Here is a 22,281-nt window from a genome sequence, read left to right on the forward strand (position 1 = left end):
TTGTCGATGTCGCGAAACATCTCCAGCGTCACGGCATTGATCGCCTTGGGGCGGTTGAGCCTGATAAATCCGGCCGAGCCTTCGACCCATGCGACCAGATCGCCCTCCTCCGCTCCACTCATCGGGCGCCCTCGATCAATTTGCGCGCCACGATCAGCCGCATGATTTCGTTGGTGCCTTCGAGAATCTGGTGCACGCGCAAATCGCGCACGATCTTCTCGATGCCGTATTCGCTGAGATAGCCGTAGCCGCCGTGCAGCTGAAGCGCCTGGTTGGCGACCTCGAAGCCGGCATCGGTGCCAAAGCGTTTGGCCATCGCGCAGAGCATCGTGGCGTCGGGATCCTTGCGGTCTAGCGCCGCCGCTGCGCGCCACAGGAACGTACGCGCGGCCTCGAGCTCGATCGCCATGTCGGCGAGACGGAACTGCAATGCCTGGAATTCGTCGAGGCGTTTTCCAAAAGCCTTGCGCTCTTTCATGTAGGAACGCGCCTTGTCGAGCGCGGTCTGCGCGCCGCCTAGTGAGCACGCTGTGATGTTGAGACGCCCGCCGTCGAGGCCTGCCATCGCGATCTTGAAACCGACGCCCTCCTCGCTCAGCCGGTTGGCGACCGGCACGCGGGCGTTCTCGAAGATCACGGCGCGGGTCGGCTGCGCGTTCCAGCCCATCTTGCGCTCGTTGGCGCCGAACGAGACGCCCGGCGTGTTGCCGTCGATGACCAGCGTCGAGATGCCGCCGGGGCCATCGCCGCCGGTGCGCACCATCGCGACCAGGAGATCGGTCCCGCCGGCGCCGGAGATGAACTGCTTCTGGCCGTTGAGAACGTAATGATCGCCGTCGCGCACGGCACGGGTGCGGAGCGCTGCCGCGTCCGAGCCGGCGCCGGGCTCGGTCAGGCAGTAGCTCGCGATCAGCTCCATGGTGCAGAGCTTGGGCAGCCATTTGTGGCGCTGGGTGTCGCTGCCGTAGGCATCGATCATCCACGACGCCATATTGTGGATGGAGATGAAGGCCGAGGTGGTCGGACAGCCCGTCGCCAGCGCTTCGAAGATCAGCGCCGCGTCGAACCGTGTCATGGCGGAGCCACCCACATCCTCGCGGATGTAGATGCCGCCCATGCCGAGCGTGGCGGCCTCGCGCATCACCTCGACGGGAAAATGCTTCTCCTCGTCCCAGCGCAGCGCGTGCGGCGCGATCTTTTCCGCCGCAAACGCCAACGCCATGTCGCGAACCGCGATCTGATCCTCGTTCAGAGCGAACTGCATCTGTTAGCTTCGCTCCAACGACGGTTACTTCATCAGCGGGATCGAGAACTCCGCGCCTTCCTTGACGCCGGACGGCCAGCGCGAGGTCACCGTCTTGGTCTTGGTGTAGAAGCGGACCGAATCCGGGCCGTGCTGGTTGAGATCGCCGAAGCCCGACTTCTTCCAGCCGCCGAAGGTGTAATACGCAATCGGCACCGGGATCGGCACGTTGATCCCGACCATGCCGACGTTGACCTTGGCCGCGAAGTCGCGCGCGGCGTCGCCGTCGCGGGTGAAGATCGCAACGCCGTTGCCGTAATCATGCTCCGACGGCAGCGCCAGCGCTTCCTTGTAATCGTGCGCGCGCACGACCGAGAGCACGGGGCCAAAAATCTCTTCCTTGTAGATCCGCATGTCCTTGGTGACGTTGTCGAACAGCGAACCGCCGAGATAGAAGCCGTTCTCGTAGCCCTGCATCTTGAAGCCGCGGCCGTCGACGGCGAGCGTCGCGCCTTCCTTGATGCCGATGTCGATATAGCCCTTGACCTTCTCGACCGCCTCGCGCGTCACCAGCGGACCGTAATCGGCGGAGGGATCGATCGAGGTGCCGATCTTGAGACTCTCGACGCGCGGGACCAGCTTTTCCATCAGGCGGTCGGCAGTGGCCTTGCCGACCGGAACCGCGACTGACACGGCCATGCAGCGTTCGCCGGCCGAACCGTAGCCGGCGCCGATCAGTGCGTCGACTGCCTGGTCCATGTCGGCATCCGGCATGATGATGGCGTGGTTCTTGGCGCCGCCAAAACATTGGCAGCGCTTGCCGGTCTGGGCGGCGCGCTCGTAGATGTATTGCGCGATCGGGGTGGAGCCGACGAAGCCGACGGCCTTGATGTCGGGATCGTCGAGGATGGCGTCGACCGCTTCCTTGTCGCCGTTGACGACATTGAGGATGCCGGACGGCAGGCCCGCCTCGATCATCAGTTCGGCAAGCATCATCGGCACGCCGGGATCGCGCTCCGACGGCTTCAGGATGAAGGCGTTGCCGCAGGCAATCGCAGGAGCGAACTTCCACATCGGAATCATCGCCGGGAAATTGAACGGCGTGATGCCGGCGACGACGCCGAGCGCCTGGCGCATCGAATAGATGTCGATGCCGGGGCCGGCGCCTTCGGTGTACTCGCCCTTCATCAGATGCGGAATGCCGCAGGCGAACTCCGCGACCTCGAGGCCGCGCTGGATGTCACCCTTGGCGTCAGGAACGGTCTTGCCATGCTCGCGGGCAAGCAGTTCGGCCAGCTTGTCGTAGTCGCGCTGCACCAGCTCGACGAACTTCATCATGACGCGAGCGCGGCGCTGCGGGTTGGTCGCGGCCCATTCCGGCTGCGCGGCGCGGGCGTTTTCCACGGCGGCGCGAACCTCGGCCTTGGACGCCAGCGCCACCTTGGCCTGAACGTCACCGGTCATCGGCTCGAAAACGTCGGCGGTGCGGCCCGAGGTGCCCTTGACCTCCTTGCCACCAATGAAATGTCCGACTGAACGCATGGAATGGTCTCCTTGAGGCGAGCTTGAACGCTTTGACAAATCCTATCGACCTGCATTTTATAGGATTCAAGTCTGAGATAATGCACCATAGATGTGCGAAAATGCTGGATCAAGGCGCTATCGACTGGGACGACTTCCGGTTCGTGCTGGCCATCGTGCGGGGCGGCTCGGTTTCGGCTGCGGCAAAACAGCTCGGCGTCGACCATGCCACCGTGATCCGCCGCGTCGACCGGCTGGAGAAGCACCTCTCGGCCAAGCTGTTTGACCGGCGCAAGACCGGCTACCTGCTGACAGAGGCCGGCCAGCGCGTCGCCGACAGCGCGGAAGCGATGGAATCGACCATCGTCGCCAACCAGGAGCAGGTCGGTGGCTCCGTGGCGCGGCTGACCGGCACGGTGCGGATCGGCGCGCCGGACGGTTTTGGCACCGCCTTCCTGGCGCCGCGACTGGCGCCGTTCGCGGACCGGTATCCCGATCTCGACCTGCAACTGGTGGCCACCGCGCGGCTGTTCAGCCTCTCCAAGCGCGAGGCCGATATCGCCATCAGCCTGACCATGCCGAAGGAAGGCCGCATCGTCGGCCGCAAGCTGCTCGACTACCGGCTCGGACTCTATGCCGCGCCCGCCTATCTCGACCGCTTCCCGAAAATCACCTCGCGCGAGGTCCTGCCGCAGCATCGATTCGTCGGCTATATCGAGGAGCTCTTGTTCACGCCCGAGCTCGACTATCTGCCGCAGGTCTCGCCGAAGATCTCCGCGCGCTTGCGCAGCGCCAATCTGATCGCACAACTCAACGCCACGCTCGCCGGCTTCGGTATTGCGGTGCTGCCGCACTTCATGGCGGCCGACTATCCGCAGCTGATTGCGGTGCTGGCGGAAGAGGTCTCGATCACCCGCACCTTCTGGATGCTGATGCACGCCGACAGCAAGGACCTCGCACGCATCCGCGCGGTGGCGGATTATATTTCCGAGATTGTGGAGCGCGAGCGGGCGTTGTTTGCGGGGCTCTGAAGCCTAGCTCTGCTTCGCCTTTTTCGCCGCCGCAGCCTTCGGCTCACGCCGCGCGCCGTCCAGCGCGCTGTCCTTGCCCGTCTTCAGCACCTCATCCGACAGCTCGCTCGAGCCGGCAATGCGCGCGAGCAACATGGTGCCGGCCATGGTCGCCAGCGTCGCGATCGCCTGCTTGCGCGCGGCCTTGCGCGGCAGATTCGGGATGAAGTCCGTGATCATCTCGATCATCTCGTCGAGCTTGCCGGCAAAGGCCTTTCGCGTCTTCGGGCTCTCTCGGGCGATCTCGGCGCCGAGCGCGGGGATCGAGCAGCCGTGACCGGGGTTGTCGCGATGCACCGCGGAGAGATAGGTCTCAACGATCTGACTGAGCTGCTTCTCCGGCGTGACCTGATCGGATTGCTTGCGCCAGTGCTCCATCGAGCGATCCATAGCGTAGCCAAACGCCTCGATCACCAGCGCCTCGCGGGAATCGAAATGGGCGTAGAAGCCGCCATGGGTCAGGCCCGCTTCCTTCATGAGGTCGGCGACACCGATGCCGTGGGCGCCCTTTTCGCGCAGCCGCACGGAAGCCTTCTTCACGATGCGGTCGTGGGTTTCCTGCTTGTGTTCCCGGGAATAGCGCATGCGGATCTCATTGGATGTCGGGGGTCATCTAATAACACGGATATCGGCCGGACGGCGCATTAATTCCCGGTAAAATTGTTGCCGATCATGGAAAAGGTCGCCGTTGCGTGCACCGCAAGCGCCCCCTTACCGTCGCGGACAAATCCCTCGGCGTAGCTGGTCTGGCGTCCCAGCTTGATCACCTTGCCTTCGGCGGAGATCAACCCGGACCGGACCGAGAGCGGACGCAGGAAGGTCATTTTCAGATCGAGGGTGACGGAGCCCTGCCCGGGCTCCAGCCGGGTCGAGATCGCACACCCCATGGCGGTGTCGAGCAGCGCGGCGGCTGTGGCCCCGTGCAGGAGGCCTATGGTGTTTTCGAGATCCTCGCGCGGCTCGAGTTCCATGACGATCCGGCCCGGCTCGACCACGGCCATGATGAAGCCGATCAGCTTGGCAAAGGGTGGCGGCGGCAGCCTTCCGTCGCGGATGCCCAGCATCGCATCCATGCCTGATAGGCCCATCGCCACTTTCGCAACCGGCGCAGGCACCTGCCATTCAACCACCCGCTCGCGCCGGCCCGCAGGCGAAAACAGGTCGAGTTGATCGATGTCGGTCATCGCGGCCTCTTTTGTATGATTTTCATCATACTATGCTGCGGACTTAGCGCTGGCAACTCCCTCCCCGCCGGCTTGACAAGCAATGCGTTTCGGCCCGGAAGTGTGACCTGACCGGCGTATTCGCACGTCTACGAAGCTCAGAGATCCTCTCATGGAAATGCTCAACAACCACTGCGGCGTGACGCGCGATGCGCGCGGCGTCGTTCATGTCGCGATCTGCAATGCCGGCTCGCTGAACATTTTGAGCTCGCCCGTCACCGATGCGGTGCGCGAAGGCCTGCAGCAGCTCTCGTCCGACCGCAGCATCCGGGTCGTGGTGCTGCGCGGCCAGAGCGAGAAGAGCATGATCGGCGGCGCCGACATCAAGGAGATGGCCAAGCTCGACCAGAAGTCCGCCGAGGCCTTCATCAGCCGCCTGCGCGACCTCTGCGAGGCCGTGCGCGCCTTCCCGGCCCCTATGATCGCGCGCATGCCCGGCTGGTGCCTCGGCGGCGGGCTCGAAGTCGCCGCGGCCTGCGATTTCCGGATCGCCGCCCGTGATGCGCATTTCGGCATGCCGGAGGTGCGGGTCGGCATTCCCTCGGTGATCCATGCCGCGCTGCTGCCGCGCCTGATCGGGTGGGCCCGCGCGCGCTGGCTGGTGATGACCGCTGAGAACATCGACGCGCCGACGGCGCTGGCCTGGGGGTTGGTCGACAAGGTCGCGCCGGAGGGTGGGCTCGATGCCGAGGTCGAGCACCTCGTGAAGGCCCTGCTCGAATGCGGCCCCGAGGCGCTGCGGTCGCAGAAGGCATTGCTGCGGCAATGGGAGGAGCTGCCGCTGACCGAGTCGGTAAATTTGAGCGTCAAAGTCTTCGGCGAGTCGTTCCTGACGGACGAGCCGACGCGGCTGATGGGCGCGTTTGTGAATCGGAAGCGGTAGGCGCTCTCCACCTCGTCCGATCGAACGAGCAAATCTCATCCGACCTACGACAATTTCTCATGCCCCGCGCAGTTGCATTTTTTGCGCCGCATCATATGATGACCGTAATCTTACATAGTTGGCATCTCACGGAGTCTCACCCATGGCCGAAGCCGCCGATCCCGTCGTCATCGTCTCCGCCGTCCGGACACCGCTCGGCCGCTTCATGGGCGAGCTTTCGCCGCTGGCCGCGCACAAGCTCGGATCGCACGTGATCGCCGCGGCACTGGAGCGTGCCAAGCTTGCGCCGGAGAAAATCGACGAGGTTTTCATGGGCTGCGTCCTTCCCGCCGGCCAGGGCCAGGCCCCCGCGCGCCAGGCGGCGCGGGCCGCCGGCCTACCCGATGCCACCGGCGCGACTACTGTCAACAAGGTCTGCGGCTCCGGCATGAAAGCGACCATGCTGGCGCACGACATCATTTGCGCCGGCTCGGCCGAGATCGTCGTCTCCGGCGGCATGGAAAGCATGAGCAACGCGCCGTATCTGCTCGCCAAGGCGCGTGGCGGCTATCGCGCCGGCCATGATCGCATCATCGACCATATGATGATGGACGGCCTCGAAGACGCCTACGAGACCGGCCGCTCCATGGGCGATTTCGGCGAGGCCACCGCAGAAGCCTATCAGTTCACCCGCAAGGACCAGGACGCCTTTGCGATGGAAACGCTCAGCCGCGCACGCAAGGCGGTCGAGGGCGGTGCGTTCAAGGCCGAGATCGCGCCGATCACGCTGAGTGAGAAGGCCGGCCCCCGCATCGTCGCCAATGACGAACATCCGCTCAAGGTCGATCCCGCAAAGATCCCCGGGCTGAAGCCGGCGTTCCGCGCCAACGGCACCATCACGCCGGCGGCCTCCTCCGCCAACGCCGACGGCGCCGCTGCGCTGGTTCTGACGAAGCGCTCGCTCGCCGATCGCAGCGGCCTGCCGGCTCTCGCCGTGATCAAAGGCCACACCACCCACAGCCAGGAGCCGCAATGGTTCACTACGGCCCCGATCCCGGCGATCCGCAAGCTCTTGGACAAAGTCGGCTGGAATGCCGGCGATGTCGATCTGTTCGAGATCAACGAAGCCTTCGCCGTGGTGGCGATGGCGGCCCAGCGCGATCTCGGCATTCCCCGCGACAAGCTCAACATCAACGGCGGCGCCTGCGCGCTCGGCCATCCCATCGGCGCCACCGGCGCACGGCTGATCGTGACGCTGCTGCATGCGCTCGAGGCGCGAAACCTCAAGCGTGGCGTCGCCGCGCTCTGCATCGGCGGCGGCGAAGCTACTGCGATCGCGGTAGAGCGCCTGACGCACTGACGAGAACGTCCGGAAATGAGGGAACTCCGTCATTTCCGACAGACGCGTCCCGTGCCATTCTGAAAACTTGCGCAGGCTCTCGCCTGCCCATCAAGATTGAGGCCCAATGATCTCGAACTGGCTCGCGGCAACACTCGGCCGCCGCAATATCCACTACGGCTGGGTGATGGTCGGCGTGACCTTCCTCACCGCGCTGATCAGCGCCGGCACGGTCGGCGCGCCCGGCGTTTTCATTGTTCCGCTTCAGAAGGAATTCGGCTGGAGCACGGCGGAGATCTCGTCGGCGTTGTCGATTCGCTTCATCCTGTTCGGGCTGATGGCGCCGTTCGCGGCGGCCCTGCTCAACCGCTACGGCCTGCGAAATGTCACGCTGACCGCGCAGCTCATCGTGGTCTCGGCGCTGGTGCTCTCGCTCGGCATGACGGAGGTCTGGCAGCTCGTCGCGCTGTGGGGCGTCGTGATCGGGATCGGCACCGGCATGACCGCGCTGGTGCTGGGCGCTACCATCGCGACGCGCTGGTTCGCGGCGCGGCGCGGCCTCGTCGTCGGCATCATGACCGCGAGCGTCGCCACCGGTCAGCTCGTGTTCCTGCCGCTGCTGGCAAGCCTCACCGAACGCTTCGGCTGGCGGCTTGCGCTCGGCTTCGTCTGCATCGCACTTGGTGTTTCCGCCCTCGCGGTCCTGCTCGCGATGCGCGACCGTCCGAGCGATTTGGGCCTGCGCCCGTTCGGCGACGAAGGCACCACACCCCTGCCAGCGCCGCCCATCAGCCATGGCTCGATCACCGGCGTCGCACTCGGCACGCTGCGCGAGGCCTCGAAGAGCAGCGCGTTCTGGGTCCTGTTTGCGACGTTCTTCGTCTGCGGCGCATCCACAAACGGCCTCGTGCAGGTGCATCTGATTCCGATGTGCCTCGATTTCGGCATCCCGCAGGTGCAGGCCGCGGGCTTGCTGGCTGCAATGGGCATCTTCGACTTCTTCGGCACCATCATGTCGGGATGGCTTTCGGACCGCTACGACAACCGCTATTTGCTGTTCTGGTATTACGGCCTGCGCGGGCTCTCGCTGATCTTCCTCCCCTTCAGCGATTTCTCGTTCTATGGGCTCTCGATCTTCGCGATGTTCTACGGGCTCGACTGGATTGCAACTGTGCCGCCCACGGTGCGCCTGACCGCGCAGAAATTCGGACCTGAGCGCGCCAATCTGGTGTTCGGCTGGATCTTTGCAGGCCACCAGCTCGGCGCGGGCACCGCTGCCTTCGGCGCCGGTCTCTCGCGGACGGTCTATCAGAGCTACCTGCCCGCCTTCTTCATCGCCGGCGCGCTCTGCGTGTTCGCCTCGCTGATCGTGCTGACGCTGTCGCGACAACCGAAGCCGAAGCCGCAAGCGGCGATGGCTTAGTATCTGATGGTGCCGGTGACGCCGTAAAATGCGGCGTCACCGATCCGCCCGACACGAGGCGGGTCGTCCGGGTTCGGGGTGCCGCTCGATTGCGGAAGACGTACCTGAAATAAAGCGCGACCAGCCGTCGCAGATCGAAAATCAGCAAGGCGAACCTGCCGTAACCGTCAACAGACGCCTTGCGGATGTTCATGCGTCGCAATTATGTCGGCTGGCCGCTCAGGCGAGGGACCCCCCGCGCGGGTTGACGATCGTATAGCCACGCAATGAACGCGCATGCATTCGCGTCGCGTGTCCGCCCGAGTTGGCGTCGTACGCCATCCAGGTGTCCCCTTCCAAATGCTGCTCGAGGACGAATACATGTCCACGTCGCGCTGCGACCATTCCCGGTGCGGGTGATGTCCGCGGGAAGCGCAGCCAATTGGCCGCAAGATTCAATTCCGGCACGATACGGCCGAACACGCGCAGAGCCGCGCCGCAGCCGCAGAAGGAGGAAGGACACCCTGCCGGACGACTGCCGACGATGCGGGCGCTGGAGATGCTCGTCGTCGGGGCGCCGCCCGCGTCGGTCACTGTCAATTGCGTCGCGCGATAGGCTTGTAGCGAGGACCTGGGATTCAGTGGGGACCGGGAAGTCCGCTCACGGCGCGGTTGCGCATATGAGAAGTCGCAGGGCATCGTGACGTTGCATTCAGGTACTTGATGAATGCGATAAGTCCGTGCTTCGGAAGCGACGGAGCTGAGGGCAACCAAGAGACACGCAGAAAGAACCGCCTTGAACATTGCAGGGCTCCAAATTGAAGATCCCTGCCCCGGCAATGAGAAACCAATAACAGTTTGGCTGAAATCGGCTAAAAGAACGGCCAAAAGTGGCTTCATTAGCGGGCCGATTTCTGCAGTCCTCATAGCCCAGACGTAGCGGCGGAGATAGATATTCGCAGAGAACGAACGCGTGTCGTCGCAACCGAAATGCGATCGCATGTGCACGCGCCGCTCAGCGACGGGCGTCGACCGGCCCGAGCGCGCAATTGCGCAGGGTGCCCCTCGAGCCATAAACCCGGGCAGTGATTGTTGCGCGCTTGGTCAGCCCCGAGTCGTCGCCAACCCCGCTCCTGTGGCTATCGCAAAGTCCGATTTTGCAGCGCCGAGCGCTGCGGCGAGCTCGTCGATGTGGTAGGGTTTCGACAGGATCCGGATCCCAGCCTGCTCGGCGTCGTGAACCGCGGCTTCGGCGTATCCGCTCGTCAGCAGGACCGGAATGTCGCTTCGCCTTCTTCTGATCTCGCGCGCGAGTTCGACACCGTTCATGCCGCCCGGCATCATGATATCGGAAAACACCAGATCGACGGAGCGGCCGTCCGCTAGGGCACCGAGAGCCGCCGCAGCGCTGGCCGCGCGCGTGACCTGGTAACCGAGCTGCGCAAGCATCTCGCTGACGAGCGCGGCGACCTCGTCGTCGTCTTCGACGAGGAGGATTCGGCCCTGATTGGCCTTCTTGGGCCGAGCCCTGTTCAGGTCGATGAGGTGCCGTTCACCCGAAGGGATATTCCTGGATCGCGGCAAATAGAGCTCGATGCTGGTGCCCTCGTCGACGATCGATTTTATTCGAACCATCCCGCGTGATTGCGTCGCAAATCCGTGGACCTGAGCAAGCCCCAGGCCCGAGCCTTTCCCCACATCCTTGGTCGTGAAGAACGGTTCGAAGACCCGCGCCAGGATCTCGGGGCTCATTCCAACACCCCTGTCGACCACGGATAGGCGAACGTAATCGCCCGCGATCTCGTTCTCGTTCAGGCCGGCCAGGTTCTCGCCACGGACAACGATCGTACCGCCGTTCGGCATCGCATCGCGGGCGTTGACCGCCAGATTGAGAATGACCAGTTCGAGCTCTCCCGGATCGACCTCAACCGGCCAAAGCCCCTCCGGAAAATCGAACTCGACGTGAACGTCGCCTCTCAGGCTCCGATCGAGCAATTCGCGCATGCCGCCGATCTGCGCGGGGATGTCGACGGCCTCGGGCCGGAGCTTCTGCCGCCGTGAAAAAGCCAGAAGCTGCCTGGTCAGGCCCGCACCACGCTGCGCCGCCTGAACCATTCCTTCCAACAGCCGACGCCGCCGATCAGGATCGGTCTGTCGGTCGAGCATGTCCAATCCACCGGAGATCACCATCAGCAGATTATTGAAATCGTGAGCTACTCCGCCGGTCAATTGCCCAATGGCCTCGATCTTCTGGGCCTGACGAAGGGTCTCCTCGACGCGGGCGCGCTCTTCCATTTCGGCCCGCAGATGCTTGTTGGCCTCCTCGAGGGCACGGGTGCGCTCGACCACGAGCTTCTCGAGCTCCTGGGCCGTCCGCTCGCGCGCCTGCAGCAAGGTCCGAATCTCATATTGCCGCCGGCGGGCCCGCATTGCGGATTGAATTGCGCTCGTCAGCGTGATCGGCTGAACCGGGCGCTCGAGCAGCGAAACGTTGCGGAGTGTATCGACGATGCTGCGGCGCCAGGCAACCACCGCCGGCTGCTCCCGGTGGCTGGTAAGAATGACAAAGGGCAGGTCGGACCAGGGCGGCTGCCGCTCGATCCAATGTGCCAGCGGCTGGGTATCCTTTCCGAACAAGCCCTCCTCGGCGAGAAGCACCGCGCCCACGCCAGCCGACATCTCGTTGACCAGTTCAGGCAGACCTCGACAATTGATTGCCACGAGATTCGAACTGCGGAGAAGCTCGACCGATGCCGGTCCATCGCGGCCAATCGGAGCAAACACGAGGACGCAATGATCGCGGTCGGCGCTCATTCCGACAGCCCCTCCGGTATCTCCGTGCCCGAGTAACGCGGATTCCCGGAAAAGATGCCGCTGAATCCGGTCAGCGGAGGACCGACCGTAATGCCGGCACTGCCAAGACGAAACTCGCGGATGGAATTTTCATGATTGCCGCTGCGCTTCTTCACGACCGAGAGGGCGCGCCGCACCGTTCCGCCGACCTCGAAATAGCGCAGCATGAGCACGGCATCGCTCAAATAGCTGATATCGAGAGCCGTTTCCATCGGACCGACCAGCCCGTGCTGAGCGAGGATCAGGACGGTCAGCACGCCTTTCTGCCCGAGATAGCTCAGGAGCTCGTGCATCTGGAGGATGAGAAATCGCTCATCCGGCATTGCGTTGAGGTAGCCGTTCAGACTGTCGATGACAACAATTCGGGCGTTGTCCTTTTCGACGCTGTTGCGCACATTGGCGGCGAATTCGCCGGGGGACATTTCGGCGGGATCGATCTGTTTAAATCGGATGAGTCCCGATTGCAGATGGCTTTCAAGCGGCAGGCCCAGCGTTCGAGCCCGGGCCTCCACTGTACCGCGACCTTCATCGAAGGCAAAGAACACCGCATGCTCACCGCGATCTGCCGCCGCGATCGCATAGGTCAGCGCGAGAGACGACTTGCCGACACCGGCGGCGCCCAAGAGCAGCGCACTGGTGCCGCGCTCGAGCCCTCCTCCCAGGAGCTGGTCGAGTTGTGCATTGCCGCTGGGCGTCAATTCACCGATAAACGAGGTGTGATGTTCCGCCGCCACCAGACGGGGGAATATCCGCACCCCTCCCGCTTCGATCGTGAAATCGTGGAAACCGCCGCGAAATCGAATGCCGCGCATCTTAATCACGCGAAGCCGCCGGCGCTCTGCCCCATAATCAATGGCGAGCTGTTCGAGCATCACGACGCCATGCGCGATCGAATGGAGTTGCAGATCGTCCTGGGAGGACGAGAGATCGTCGAGGAGGATGACCGTGCAGTTGCGGTTGGTGAAAAAGTGCTTCAGGGCCAGAACCTGGCGCCGGTACCGCAGCGGGTTCTGCGCAAGGAGGCGGAGCTCGGACAGGCTGTCCAGCACCACGCGCGCGGGATTGATCCGTTCGACCTCCTTGAATATCAGGCCCGTGGTTTCGCTCAGCTCCATTTCGGCGGGGTGAAAGACGGTGAGCTCGCGCTCCGGATCGAGCGTCGTCTCGGGCGGCACCAGTTCGAAGATGTCGACCCCTTCCAGCGACCAGCCGTGCCGCTGTGCAACCAGCGTCAGCTCACGCTTGGTCTCCGACAAGGAGATATAGAGCACGCGTTCACCGCAACGGGCGCCCTCGAGAAGGAATTGCAGCGCCATCGTGGTCTTGCCCGAGCCGGGCCGGCCCTCGTAGAGGTACATGCGATTGGGATCGAGCCCGCCGTAGAGGATATCGTCGAGACCGTCACTGCCGGTCGAAATCCTAGGCAACTCTCCGGGATCGCTGGTTTGCGCCCGGCTTGATGAATTGATCATTGAACCCCCGTGAAGCTCCATCGCCGACAGTGCGCTCCGGCCCCGAGATGGGACGCGCGGTCAGCGGCCCGTCTCAGTCGTAAGGCGAAATCTGGCAAAGAACGCCGAAGCCGGGTTCCAAGTTCCGCCTAAGCACGCATGTCCGCCAGACCGTCGGCCGCGGAACCGTTCTCGCCCACCATTTCAGCTTTTGCGGTATCACTAGCGGTCCTGGACGGTCAGCGTCGACAAGGCGGTTCGCCAGCCCGAAAAGCCGCGCCGGCTCACTGCATCATCGCGGCCGCGATCTTCTCCGCCGACATCAGGACCGGAAAATTGGTGTTGGCGCACGGCACCACCGGGAAGATCGAGGCATCGACGACGCGCAGGCCCTGCACGCCCTTGACGCGCCCCTCTGGATCGACCACCGCCATCGGATCATCGGTCCGGCCCATGCGGCACGAGCAGGAGGCGTGCCACACGCCGATCGTGGCCTTGCGCACGAAGGCTTCCAGCGCCTCGTCATCGTTGATGACGTCGTCGAAGGTGAAGCCCTCGACCACGAAATTGTCGATCATGTAGTGGCGCAGCGCCGCCGGCCCGTCCATCAGGGCCGCGGCGATCTTGGTCAGAATCCGATTCTTGGTGTTGACCACGCCGATCTTGCGCACACGGTCGGTATAGGAGGCCGGGAACGGCTTGTCCGTCACGGCCCTGACCACGTCGCTCATCTGCACGGCCGCCATCTTGCGGAAACCGCTCATCAGGCGATCAAGGTCGCGCCGGTCGGACAACAGGTTGAATTCGACGATCGGCTCGACTGCCGGGTCGCGCGAGGCAAGCTTGACCTGTCCGGTCTCCGAATAGGTCTTGTTGACGAATGTCAGGAGCGATCCGATTTGCTCACCGACGGCGTGCCAGGCCGATTTGCTGAGCAGCACGACGAACATGTCGCCTTTCGGTACGCCTTCGAGCCCGGACGAGTAACGCAGGCCAAGCTGCATGTGGCGCCTGGTGTGCTCGTTCATCCGCGCGCCGCGGCGGACAAAGGACGACAGCGAGATCGAGGGATGATCCATCAGGCGTTGGCCGACGCCCTGCAGCCCCATCAACACGGGAATGCCCATATCCCTGAGGTGACCGACCGGGCCGATGCCGGCGCGCAACAGATGCGCCGGCGAATGGATGGCGCCGCTGGAGAGAATGATCTCGCGGGCGCGGAATTCCTGCTCCCGCCCGTCGACCACCGCCTTCACCCCGACGCACCGCGTGCCTTCGAACAGCAATTCCCTGACTTGCGTGTTGGTGGAGATCGTGAGGTTGGCGCGCTTGCGCGTGTCGCGATCGAGATAGCCCATGGCAGCCGAGACGCGTTGCTCGGCCTGGTTCGAGTGCGTCACCGGGAAAAACCCGTCGACGAACTCGCCATTCTGGTCCGGCAGGAACTGATGTCCGGCCTGCTGGAAGGCCTGCGCGAACGCCTGCGAATGCCGCGTCCAGTGCTCCCTGGGGATTCGGCGGACCGGGATGCGGCCGTCCTTGCCGTGGTAGGGACCGTCGAAATCGAGGTCGCGCTCGACCTTCTTGAAGAAGGGCAGCACATCATTCCAGCTCCACCCCGCAGCGCCGCGCGCTTCCCATTCGTCGTAATCGGTCGGCGCGCCGCGGTTGGCCATCTGGCCGTTGATCGAGGAGCCGCCGCCGAGCACGCGAGCCTGCTCGTATTTGCGCAGGGGTGGGCGCCCTTCATCCGGATTGTTGTGGCTGACGATCTGGGTCGTGACCTTGAGCTCGGTCCAGTGGAAGCGCGGATCGAAATAGGCCGTACCCGGATAGCTGTCCTTGATCTCGGCCGGCTCGTCTCCGGGCGGTGTGTCCTGTCCGGCCTCGCAGAGCAGGACCTTGTTGGCGCTCCTCGCGGAGAGCCGGTGGGCCAGCACGGACCCCGCCGAGCCGCCGCCCACGATAATGAAGTCATACACGATTGGCGCTTCCTCTTGTTCTTGCCCGGGAAGCGTAGCGCGTTATTGTTTTGAGGTCACGTCATCGCTGCCGCGCAAAGCGCGAGGACAACGCCGTCGACGCCAAGGGCACCGCCCGGCGGCTGGCATCCGCCGTCCGGTCAGCAGGTGACGAGGGAGCGAACCGAGGAGGCTTTACGGCTTCCTCACGAAGCCCGCGCGCAACCGCTCGGCAAACCAGACTACAAAAATCGAAGCGAACGACAGGCAGAAAAATATGGCCGTCCAAAGCAGCGCGTTACCCGCATTTGTCATGACGTCTCTCCCTCGTTTCAAACGAGACGCTTGCAGACAATCGGACGCGACGTGTTGCGATAGATCAATTTTGCCCAACTGCAATTAGGCTGAGATCGGCATCAGCAGCTCGCAGTGACGGCTGAGGCTACGGCCTGATCGAAAAATTCTCCGGCGGCCCCGGCTTTCGCAATGGCTCCGCGAGCCGCGCGAACTCGCACAGCAGCGACCGCGTCTTCCTGGGATCGATGATCTCCTCCACCCAGAATTTTTCGGCGGAGCGGAACGGCGAGCGCAGCTTGTTGAGGCGGTCCTCGATCTCTTTCAGTTTCTCCGCCTTGTCCTCGGCCGCGTCGATATCCGCGCGGTAGGCGGCTTCGATGCCGCCTTCGAGCGGGAGCGAGCCCCAATAGGCCGACGGCCAGGCGTAGCGGATCGAGAAGCGGTCGGCGGGCTGATGCACCACGCCGGCGACGCCGAAGGCATTGCGCAGGATCACCGTGCACCAGGGCACCGTGGTCTGGTTGACCGCGGTCATGGCGCGAACGCCATGGCGGATGGTGCCCGCCTTCTCCGCATCGAGGCCGATCATGAAGCCGGGGCAGTCCATGAGATAGACGATCGGCAAATGGAAGGTCTCGGCGAAGTCGACCCAGCGCACCACCTTCTGGCAGGCATCCGCCGTCCAGGAGCCGCCATAGTGAAAGCTGTCGCTGGCAAGCACCATCACCGCCCTGCCCTCGAGCCGCGCGAGGCCGACAATGATCGGCTTGCCGAAATTTTTGGCGACCTCGAAGAACGAGCCCTTGTCCACGACCTGCTCGACGATCGGCCGTATCTTGTAGACCTGCTTGCGGTTGCGTGGCACCGCGCTCATCAGCGCCTCTTCTGTGCGCTCCGGATTGTCAGTGCAGGGCAAGGTCGGTGGTAGCTCGTAGACCGACGACGGCAGATAGGACAGGAATCGCCGGGCGCAGGCAAACGCCTCCTCCTCGGTGTCGAGGGCATGATCGACCGCGCCGGCGCGGGTCTGGATGTCGGCGCCGCCGAGCTCTTCCTTCGAGAGGTCCTGCCCCAGCGCCTTCACCACCGGCGGACCTGCGACGAACATCGCGGACTTCCGGGTCATGATGGAATAGTGGCTGGCGGCAAGACGCGCGGCACCGAGCCCTGCGACCGAGCCGAGGCCGAGCGCGACCACGGGCACGCGCGACAAATTCTCGGTGGTGAAGCGATACCAGCGTGTGCCGCCGATGCCGCCCGGCAAGTTCGCCGCGCCCTTGGTCTCGATAGTCTTGACCGAGCCGCCGCCGCCGGAGCCTTCGATGATGCGGACGATGGGCAGGCGGAGATCATGCGCCATCTCCTCCGCCATCAGCGGTTTTGCGGAGATGGACGCGTCCGCCGAGCCGCCGCGCACGGTGAAATCGTCGCCGACCACGACGACGGTGCGGCCTTCGATGCGCGCGCGGCCGAACACGCAGTTCGCCGGCGTCAATTTCTGCAACTCGCCGCTGGAATCGTATTCACCGACGCCGGAGACGGCACCGATCTCGTGAAAGCTGCCCTTGTCGCTCAGTCTGTCGATACGCTCCCGAACAGTCAGTCGGCCCTGGTCATGCTGACGCTTGACCTTGTCAACGCCGCCCATCTCCCGCGCGAAGGCTTCGCGCCGGGCGAGCTCGTCGAGTTCCGGCTTCCAGTTCATTCACTCCCTCCGAATTGATCGGCTTGTTATTGTTGTGCACGGCCATGGCGACCGGTTTACGCGGGATGCGGGCGTTGAAGACGTCGCCTTCCGCGCCCTCCATCAGGCTGCCGAGCGAACGGCCGAGCGCGAGCATCAGCGGCGCGACCTCGGCATGCAGGCGCTCTTCGTCGTACATCGCCGACAGAAGTCCGATCGTGATGACGACGAAGGTCTGGTATTGCGGCGACCAGATCGGCACCGCGAGCCCGTTGATATGCGGGCTCCACAGGCCGCAGGCCACGACATAGCCGCGCTCATGCAGCGACTGCCGGTTGGCCTCGATGCGGGGCCGCAGGATTTTCGCAGCCTCGGGAGCTTCCCGCTCCATGTCCGCGATGAAGGCATCGCCGACCTCGGGCGCCAATGCCGCAGTGTAGGCTGCGCCTGCAGCGGTCGAGGCCATCGAGATGCGGCTGCCGGTGCCCTCGTGCAGCCCGAGTGCCGAGGCCGAACGCGCGAACTGGAGATAGACCAGATGGAAGCGATCGGGGACCACGAAGCCGACGGTGCCCGGCAGTTGCTCGGCGAGTTCCTGGAGCCGCTGGCGAATCATGCTGCGCAGCTGCGCGCCCTTCATCATCGAGGCGCTCATCGCCACCGCGCTCGGCCCGATGCGATATTTCTGATCGCGCGGCAGATAAACCAGTTGCCCCATCCGCGTCAGCGTGTGCGTCAACCGCGACACCGTGGAGCGCGGCAGGCCGCAGCGATTTGAAATTTCGAGATTGCCAAGCCTGGCCTCGTGGCCTTCGAAGCACCGCAACACGTCGAACGCGCGCGACACCACCTGGATGACATCACCCTCACCGGCTTCGCCAGCGAGCGCACCTTGTCTACTCAACCGCTCCGAACGTCGTCCCATGATCCCTACCGCTTGTTCCGCTGTGCGGAATTAAATTCCGCTTGCAGAAGAAACTACCTCAGGCATTTTGCGACCACAACAAAAAGGCGATGGCATGCCAGAAATTAAGATCGTCACGGAGATCGCCGGACGCGTCTGCGCAACTCCCGTGCAAGTTGGAGGAACCGTTGCAGATGGCGATGAGATTGTGGTGGTCGAAGCGATGAAGATGGAGATACCGGTGCTTTCGCCTGTGAGCGGCGAGATCACATCGCTTCTGGTGAAGCTCGACGACGTCGTTACCGAAAGACAGGCGATCGCAATCGTCGCAAGCTGACTGCATTCTCCGTCGTTTTCCGCGACATTCTGTCAGCCTCATTGCTGTGTTCGCGGTACGGCGTTGCCATCGCCTGACCGCGATGACATGATCTCTCAAACAAAACCTGTTTCAAACAAAGAAAGAAATCGTCGCGGCAAACGCGAGGATCATTGGAGGGAAACATGCGTCGTGGGCTGATCATGCTCGCGCCTGCCGTGGTGGCAGGCCTTTCTTTTGTGTCTACACGCTATGCATTCGCCGACGACATCAAGCTGCCGGCAACATTGACGTTCACCGCCTATGACACCGGTACCGCCGGCTTCAACATCGCGGTCGGCGTCGGCAAGATGATGAAGGACAAATACTCGACCGACGTGCGCGTGCTCCCCGCAGGCAACGATGTCGCGCGTCTGGCGCCGCTGCGCGCCAAGCGCGCGGTCTCCGCGGCGATGGGATCGGGGACCTATTTCGCGCAGGAGGGCGTGTTCGAGTTCGGCTCCAGGGAATGGGGCCCGCAGCCGCTCCAGATCCTGCTCTCGAGCGTTGATTGCAATTGCGGTTCGCTCGGCGTGGCCGCGGATACAGGGGTGAAGGAGCTGAAGGACCTCAAGGGAAAGCGCGTCGGCTTCGTCGTCGGCTCGCCGGCACTGAACCAGAACTCGCTCGCGGTGCTCGCCTTCGCCGGCCTGACGCAGAAGGACGTCAAGATCGTCGAGTTCGCAAGCTACGGCGCGATGTGGAAGGGCTTGATCAACAACGACACCGATGCGGCCTTCGGCACCACCATCACCGGTCCCGCCAAGGAAGCCGAGACTTCGCCGCGCGGGCTGGTCTGGCCGCCGCTGCCCGCCAAGGACAAGGAAGGTTGGGCACGGATGCAGAAGGTCGGCTCGTTCTTCTTCCCGCAGACCGCGACCTGCGGCGCCGGTATCTCGCCGGACAAGCCGATCGAGCTCGGCAACTATCCCTATCCGATCTTCGTCGCCTACGCCTCGCAAGCCCCCGAGCAGGTCTATGCGATCACCAAGGCGATGATCGTGAACTACGATTCCTACAAGGACTCCGCGCCCGGCGCCGGCGGGCTTGCGGCCGATCGCCAGACCAAGAACTGGGTGGTGCCGGTGCATCCCGGCGCGGTGAAGGCTTTGAAGGAGGCCGGGCAATGGAACGACGCACAGGAGGCGCACAACAACGGACTGATCAAGCGGCAAGAGGTGCTTGGCGCCGCGTGGACCGACTACGGAAAATCCAATCCGCCTGCGGATGATAAGGCGTTCCTCGACGCCTGGATGAAGGCGCGTGCTGCGGCGCTTGCGAAGGCCGACATGCCGAACGGGTTCGAGGATTAGTTCACAGCGTTAATTGTCCACGCCCGAGGTCGATCATGTCGTCTGCTTCAGTCTCCACCCCCTCCCAGGACGGGGCCAAGCGGATCGTGTTCGACGATCCGCATGGCGCCGCCGCCAACATGCAGGAAGCGGAAGTTACGCGCGTGCGAAGCTTGCGTGGCGCGTGGCGCTGGCTGCTCGTCCTCGCGACCGCCGCGACCATCCTGCTCTGCATCAACCAGCAATTCTCGCTGCGCTTCTTCGTCGGCTACACCCAGCTCAACACGGAATACTTCTACCTCCTGATCGCCCTGATGCTGCCGTTCACGTTCCTGATCTTCCCGGGGACCCCGCGCGCGTCGCTCGATCGGATTCCCTGGTATGACCTTCTCTGCTTCGTCGTGACCTTTGCCGCCGCGCTGCTGTTGATGTCGAACGTCCGCAAGGCCGCCGAGGCCGGCTGGGAATTCGGCGGCGCGCCGAACAGCGTGATCGCAGCCGGTCTCGTGATGTGGGTGATGTTGATGGAGGCGCTGCGCCGCACCGGCGGCTGGAGCCTGCTACTGAGCGTGCTTCCCTTCACCGTCTATCCGCTGTTCGCGGAATCCAGCTGGCTCGGGCCGTTCCGCGGCACGCAGTCGACGCTGGAGCAGGCGACCGCCTATCACGTGCTGTCGGGCGAGAGCCTGCTCGGCATTCCCATCCAGGCGTTTGCCGACACCGTGATCGGCTTCCTGGTGTTCGGCACCGCGTTGATGATGACCGGCGCCGGAAAGTTCTTCATCAATCTCGCCTTCGCGCTGTGTGGCACGTTCCGCGGCGGCGCGGCCAAGGTGTGCATCTTCGCCAGCGGCCTGCTCGGCATGATGTCAGGCTCGATCATCTCCAACGTGCTGACCGCCGGCACCATGACCATTCCGGTGATGAAGAAGAGCGGCTTTCGCGCCTCCTATGCGGGCGCGATCGAGGCTTGTGCCTCGACCGGCGCGGTGCTGGCGCCGCCGGTGATGGGCGCGACCGCCTTCGTAATCGCGCAGTTCCTCAATGTCAGCTACGCCGATGTCGCGATCGCGGCCATCATTCCCGCCGCGCTCTATTATATCGGCCTGTTCATGCAGGTCGATTCCTACGCCGCACGACACGGGCTGAAGGGCATTCCGCGCGCGGAGCTGCCGCGGGTCATGGATACGATCAAGGATGGCTGGTACTACGTCTTCGTCATCGCCCTTCTGATCGTGATGCTGCTCTACTTCAAGCGCGAGAGCCATGCGCCATTCTACGCCACCGCATTGCTTCTTGTGCTCAACCAGCTGTTCTCGAAGGACACGCGCTGGACTGTCGCGACCATCGGCAAATTCCTCGAGGTCAACGGCCGCACCTTCGTCGAGCTTGTCGGCATCCTCGCCGGGTGCGGCCTGCTGATCGGCGCCTTCTCGATGACCGGCGTGGTGTCGAGCCTCGCCAACGACCTGCTGCATATCGCCGGCGACAATCCGTTCCTGCTGCTCGGCATGTGCGCCCTGACTAGCCTGATTCTCGGGCTCGGCCTGACCACGACGGCCTGCTACATCTTCCTCGCCATCCTGGTCGCACCCGCGCTGGAGAAGCTCGGGCTGAACAAGATGGCCGTGCACATGTTCATTTTCTACTGGGGCATGCTGTCGTCGATCACCCCGCCGGTCGCGATTGCATCATTCGCAGCGGCAGGTATTGCCGGCTCGCCGGCGATGAAGACGGGCTGGGAATCGATGTGGGTCGGCAGCATCATCTATTTCATCCCGTTCTTCTTCGTGCTCAATCCCGCGCTGGTGCTGCAGGGGCCGAGCCCCTATCTGGCCGGTCTCGGCTTGATGGCGCTCGCGGCGTTCGGCACGCTGTTCATCTGCGGCGGCATCCAGGGCTACCAGCCCTTCGTCGGCGATCTCCGCGGCGCCGGTGCGCTGGAGTGGCCCATCCGCGTGCTGCTGGTGATCGGCGGTTTCGTGGTGGCCACCCCCGGCGGCGGCATCATGCCGCTGTCGCAGATGCAGGTGACGCTGCTCGGCCTCGCCATCCTGATCCCCACGATTTTGCTCGCCCTGCTGCTGGTCCGGCGGCAGACCGTGGTGCCGGACGGGTTGCGCGTGCCCTGATTGCGTTGCACAAAGAGAGGCAATGAAACCGCTTTCGCCTCTCGCTACCGCCTGGACCCGCTCGAAGCCGCCTTTGCTGCGGTTTCTGGACAATTGCCTCAACGAATTCTCGGCAGAGACCTCGGGCGCGGTCGCCGACTACATTCCCGAGCTCGGCAAGGCCGATCCTGCCTGTTTCGGCATCAGCCTCGCGACCCTGGACGGTCATGTCTACGAGGTCGGCGACTCCAGGGCGCCCTTCACCATCCAGTCGATGTCAAAGCCGTTCGTGTTCGCGCTGGCGCTGGACCTGCTCGGCGCAAACAGGGTGGAGAGCGCAATCGGCGTCGAGCCCTCCGGCGATCCTTTCAACTCGATCCGGCTCAACTCGGAGAATCATCCATTCAACCCGATGGTCAATGCCGGCGCGATCGCCTGCACCGGGCTGATCCACGACAGCAAGGGTCCGGACGCCTTCGAGCAAATTCGCCTCGCGCTCAGTCGTTTTGCCGGCCGCGACCTCGCCGTCGACGAGGCCGTCTACGCTTCCGAAAGCCAGACCGGCGACCGCAACCGCGCCATCGGCTATCTCCTCAAGACCAATGCGGTGATCTCGGACAATGTCGCGGCCGTACTCGACGTCTATTTCCGGCAATGCGCGGTGCTGGTCACCGCGCGCGACATCGCCGTGATGGCGGCAACGCTCGCCAACC

18 protein-coding genes and 1 pseudogene are annotated in these 22,281 nt (G+C 63.9%); 8 read left to right on the forward strand and 11 right to left on the reverse strand.

Annotation, left to right across the window (positions count from 1 at the left end):
• From IVB32_RS13725 to IVB32_RS13735, 3 genes and pseudogenes are all read right to left on the reverse strand, one after another.
• Positions 1-122, reverse strand: a pseudogene (locus tag IVB32_RS13725) (enoyl-CoA hydratase/isomerase family protein); the annotation flags it as partial.
• Positions 119-1,264, reverse strand: coding sequence for an isobutyryl-CoA dehydrogenase (locus tag IVB32_RS13730; RefSeq protein ID WP_018459216.1), 1,146 nt, complete (start codon positions 1,262-1,264; stop codon positions 119-121). The pseudogene IVB32_RS13725 and the gene IVB32_RS13730, both read right to left, overlap by 4 nt.
• Before the next feature lie 24 nt (positions 1,265-1,288).
• Complete coding sequence (locus tag IVB32_RS13735; RefSeq protein WP_018459217.1) at positions 1,289-2,785, reverse strand: CoA-acylating methylmalonate-semialdehyde dehydrogenase; 1,497 nt, start codon at positions 2,783-2,785, stop codon at positions 1,289-1,291.
• Positions 2,786-2,886: 101 nt separating this feature from the next.
• On the opposite strand from IVB32_RS13735, the gene IVB32_RS13740 reads away from it, so the two are divergent.
• A complete protein-coding gene (locus tag IVB32_RS13740) occupies positions 2,887-3,795 on the forward strand; it encodes a LysR family transcriptional regulator (protein WP_018459218.1) in 909 nt (302 codons plus the stop codon).
• A gap of 3 nt (positions 3,796-3,798) precedes the next feature.
• Here the strand turns inward: IVB32_RS13740 and IVB32_RS13745 are convergent, their stop codons facing one another.
• Both IVB32_RS13745 and IVB32_RS13750 read right to left on the reverse strand, forming a co-directional pair.
• Entirely contained in the window at positions 3,799-4,419 is a 621-nt protein-coding gene (locus IVB32_RS13745; protein WP_018459219.1) for a TetR/AcrR family transcriptional regulator, read from the reverse strand.
• Positions 4,420-4,478: 59 nt separating this feature from the next.
• Positions 4,479-5,018 (reverse strand): PaaI family thioesterase, encoded by a 540-nt coding sequence (locus IVB32_RS13750; RefSeq protein ID WP_018459220.1) that lies wholly within the window; start codon positions 5,016-5,018, stop codon positions 4,479-4,481.
• Between the two features lie 151 nt (positions 5,019-5,169).
• Here IVB32_RS13750 and IVB32_RS13755 point away from each other — a divergent pair, with 151 nt between their 5' ends.
• The 3 genes from IVB32_RS13755 (at position 5,170) to IVB32_RS13765 (ending at position 8,681) form a co-directional block, all read left to right on the forward strand.
• The gene (locus IVB32_RS13755) at positions 5,170-5,940 is read left to right on the forward strand and encodes an enoyl-CoA hydratase (RefSeq protein WP_018459221.1); all 771 of its coding nucleotides are present in this window, start codon (positions 5,170-5,172) and stop codon (positions 5,938-5,940) included.
• A 142-nt stretch (positions 5,941-6,082) separates the two neighbouring features.
• Positions 6,083-7,279, forward strand: a complete 1,197-nt coding sequence (locus tag IVB32_RS13760) for an acetyl-CoA C-acyltransferase (protein WP_247297538.1) — start codon at positions 6,083-6,085, stop codon at positions 7,277-7,279.
• Between the two features lie 106 nt (positions 7,280-7,385).
• Complete coding sequence (locus tag IVB32_RS13765; protein WP_085352817.1) at positions 7,386-8,681, forward strand: MFS transporter; 1,296 nt, start codon at positions 7,386-7,388, stop codon at positions 8,679-8,681.
• Positions 8,682-8,900: 219 nt separating this feature from the next.
• Here IVB32_RS13765 and IVB32_RS13770 read toward each other — a convergent pair whose 3' ends face one another.
• The 6 genes from IVB32_RS13770 to IVB32_RS13795 all read right to left on the reverse strand — a co-directional run bounded on the left by IVB32_RS13770 (position 8,901) and on the right by IVB32_RS13795 (position 17,831).
• Positions 8,901-9,662, reverse strand: coding sequence for a hypothetical protein (locus tag IVB32_RS13770; protein WP_317244448.1), 762 nt, complete (start codon positions 9,660-9,662; stop codon positions 8,901-8,903).
• A 102-nt stretch (positions 9,663-9,764) separates the two neighbouring features.
• A complete protein-coding gene (locus tag IVB32_RS13775; RefSeq protein WP_085352815.1) occupies positions 9,765-11,474 on the reverse strand; it encodes a response regulator in 1,710 nt (569 codons plus the stop codon).
• The gene (locus tag IVB32_RS13780; RefSeq protein ID WP_085352814.1) at positions 11,471-12,985 is read right to left on the reverse strand and encodes an ATPase domain-containing protein; all 1,515 of its coding nucleotides are present in this window, start codon (positions 12,983-12,985) and stop codon (positions 11,471-11,473) included. Before IVB32_RS13780 ends, IVB32_RS13775 begins: the two co-directional genes overlap by 4 nt.
• Positions 12,986-13,248: 263 nt before the next feature.
• On the reverse strand, positions 13,249-14,946 hold the full coding sequence (locus tag IVB32_RS13785) for a GMC oxidoreductase (RefSeq protein WP_085395913.1): 1,698 nt from the start codon (positions 14,944-14,946) through the stop codon (positions 13,249-13,251).
• A gap of 421 nt (positions 14,947-15,367) precedes the next feature.
• Entirely contained in the window at positions 15,368-16,927 is a 1,560-nt protein-coding gene (locus IVB32_RS13790) for a carboxyl transferase domain-containing protein (protein WP_247370825.1), read from the reverse strand.
• The gene (locus tag IVB32_RS13795; protein WP_085395911.1) at positions 16,857-17,831 is read right to left on the reverse strand and encodes a helix-turn-helix domain-containing protein; all 975 of its coding nucleotides are present in this window, start codon (positions 17,829-17,831) and stop codon (positions 16,857-16,859) included. Before IVB32_RS13795 ends, IVB32_RS13790 begins: the two co-directional genes overlap by 71 nt.
• Positions 17,832-17,925: 94 nt before the next feature.
• Here IVB32_RS13795 and IVB32_RS13800 point away from each other — a divergent pair, with 94 nt between their 5' ends.
• The 4 genes from IVB32_RS13800 to IVB32_RS13815 all read left to right on the forward strand — a co-directional run.
• The gene (locus IVB32_RS13800; protein WP_247297541.1) at positions 17,926-18,147 is read left to right on the forward strand and encodes an acetyl-CoA carboxylase biotin carboxyl carrier protein subunit; all 222 of its coding nucleotides are present in this window, start codon (positions 17,926-17,928) and stop codon (positions 18,145-18,147) included.
• 164 nt (positions 18,148-18,311) lie between these two features.
• A complete protein-coding gene (locus IVB32_RS13805; protein ID WP_018459232.1) occupies positions 18,312-19,478 on the forward strand; it encodes a TAXI family TRAP transporter solute-binding subunit in 1,167 nt (388 codons plus the stop codon).
• 35 nt (positions 19,479-19,513) lie between these two features.
• On the forward strand, positions 19,514-21,589 hold the full coding sequence (locus tag IVB32_RS13810) for a TRAP transporter permease (protein ID WP_204510945.1): 2,076 nt from the start codon (positions 19,514-19,516) through the stop codon (positions 21,587-21,589).
• A 22-nt stretch (positions 21,590-21,611) separates the two neighbouring features.
• Positions 21,612-22,281, forward strand: a 670-nt coding sequence (locus tag IVB32_RS13815; RefSeq protein ID WP_247410607.1) for a glutaminase, incomplete at its 3' end; no start/stop codon positions are given.

Source organism: Bradyrhizobium sp. 23 (assembly GCF_023073295.1).
Taxonomy (GTDB): Bacteria; Pseudomonadota; Alphaproteobacteria; order Rhizobiales; family Xanthobacteraceae; genus Bradyrhizobium; species Bradyrhizobium canariense_D.

Bases quoted from the DNA above. Each gene is read 5' to 3' on its own strand.
- IVB32_RS13730 (WP_018459216.1), bottom strand. From the start codon at position 1,264: ATGCAGTTCGCTCTGAACGAGGATCAGATCGCGGTTCGCGACATGGCG.
- IVB32_RS13735 (WP_018459217.1), bottom strand. From the start codon at position 2,785: ATGCGTTCAGTCGGACATTTCATTGGTGGCAAGGAGGTCAAGGGCACC.
- IVB32_RS13740 (WP_018459218.1), top strand. From the start codon at position 2,887: ATGCTGGATCAAGGCGCTATCGACTGGGACGACTTCCGGTTCGTGCTG.
- IVB32_RS13745 (WP_018459219.1), bottom strand. From the start codon at position 4,419: ATGCGCTATTCCCGGGAACACAAGCAGGAAACCCACGACCGCATCGTG.
- IVB32_RS13750 (WP_018459220.1), bottom strand. From the start codon at position 5,018: ATGACCGACATCGATCAACTCGACCTGTTTTCGCCTGCGGGCCGGCGC.
- IVB32_RS13755 (WP_018459221.1), top strand. From the start codon at position 5,170: ATGGAAATGCTCAACAACCACTGCGGCGTGACGCGCGATGCGCGCGGC.
- IVB32_RS13760 (WP_247297538.1), top strand. From the start codon at position 6,083: ATGGCCGAAGCCGCCGATCCCGTCGTCATCGTCTCCGCCGTCCGGACA.
- IVB32_RS13765 (WP_085352817.1), top strand. From the start codon at position 7,386: ATGATCTCGAACTGGCTCGCGGCAACACTCGGCCGCCGCAATATCCAC.
- IVB32_RS13770 (WP_317244448.1), bottom strand. From the start codon at position 9,662: ATGCGATCGCATTTCGGTTGCGACGACACGCGTTCGTTCTCTGCGAAT.
- IVB32_RS13775 (WP_085352815.1), bottom strand. From the start codon at position 11,474: ATGAGCGCCGACCGCGATCATTGCGTCCTCGTGTTTGCTCCGATTGGC.
- IVB32_RS13780 (WP_085352814.1), bottom strand. From the start codon at position 12,985: ATGATCAATTCATCAAGCCGGGCGCAAACCAGCGATCCCGGAGAGTTG.
- IVB32_RS13790 (WP_247370825.1), bottom strand. From the start codon at position 16,927: ATGAACTGGAAGCCGGAACTCGACGAGCTCGCCCGGCGCGAAGCCTTC.
- IVB32_RS13795 (WP_085395911.1), bottom strand. From the start codon at position 17,831: ATGGGACGACGTTCGGAGCGGTTGAGTAGACAAGGTGCGCTCGCTGGC.
- IVB32_RS13800 (WP_247297541.1), top strand. From the start codon at position 17,926: ATGCCAGAAATTAAGATCGTCACGGAGATCGCCGGACGCGTCTGCGCA.
- IVB32_RS13805 (WP_018459232.1), top strand. From the start codon at position 18,312: ATGCGTCGTGGGCTGATCATGCTCGCGCCTGCCGTGGTGGCAGGCCTT.
- IVB32_RS13810 (WP_204510945.1), top strand. From the start codon at position 19,514: ATGTCGTCTGCTTCAGTCTCCACCCCCTCCCAGGACGGGGCCAAGCGG.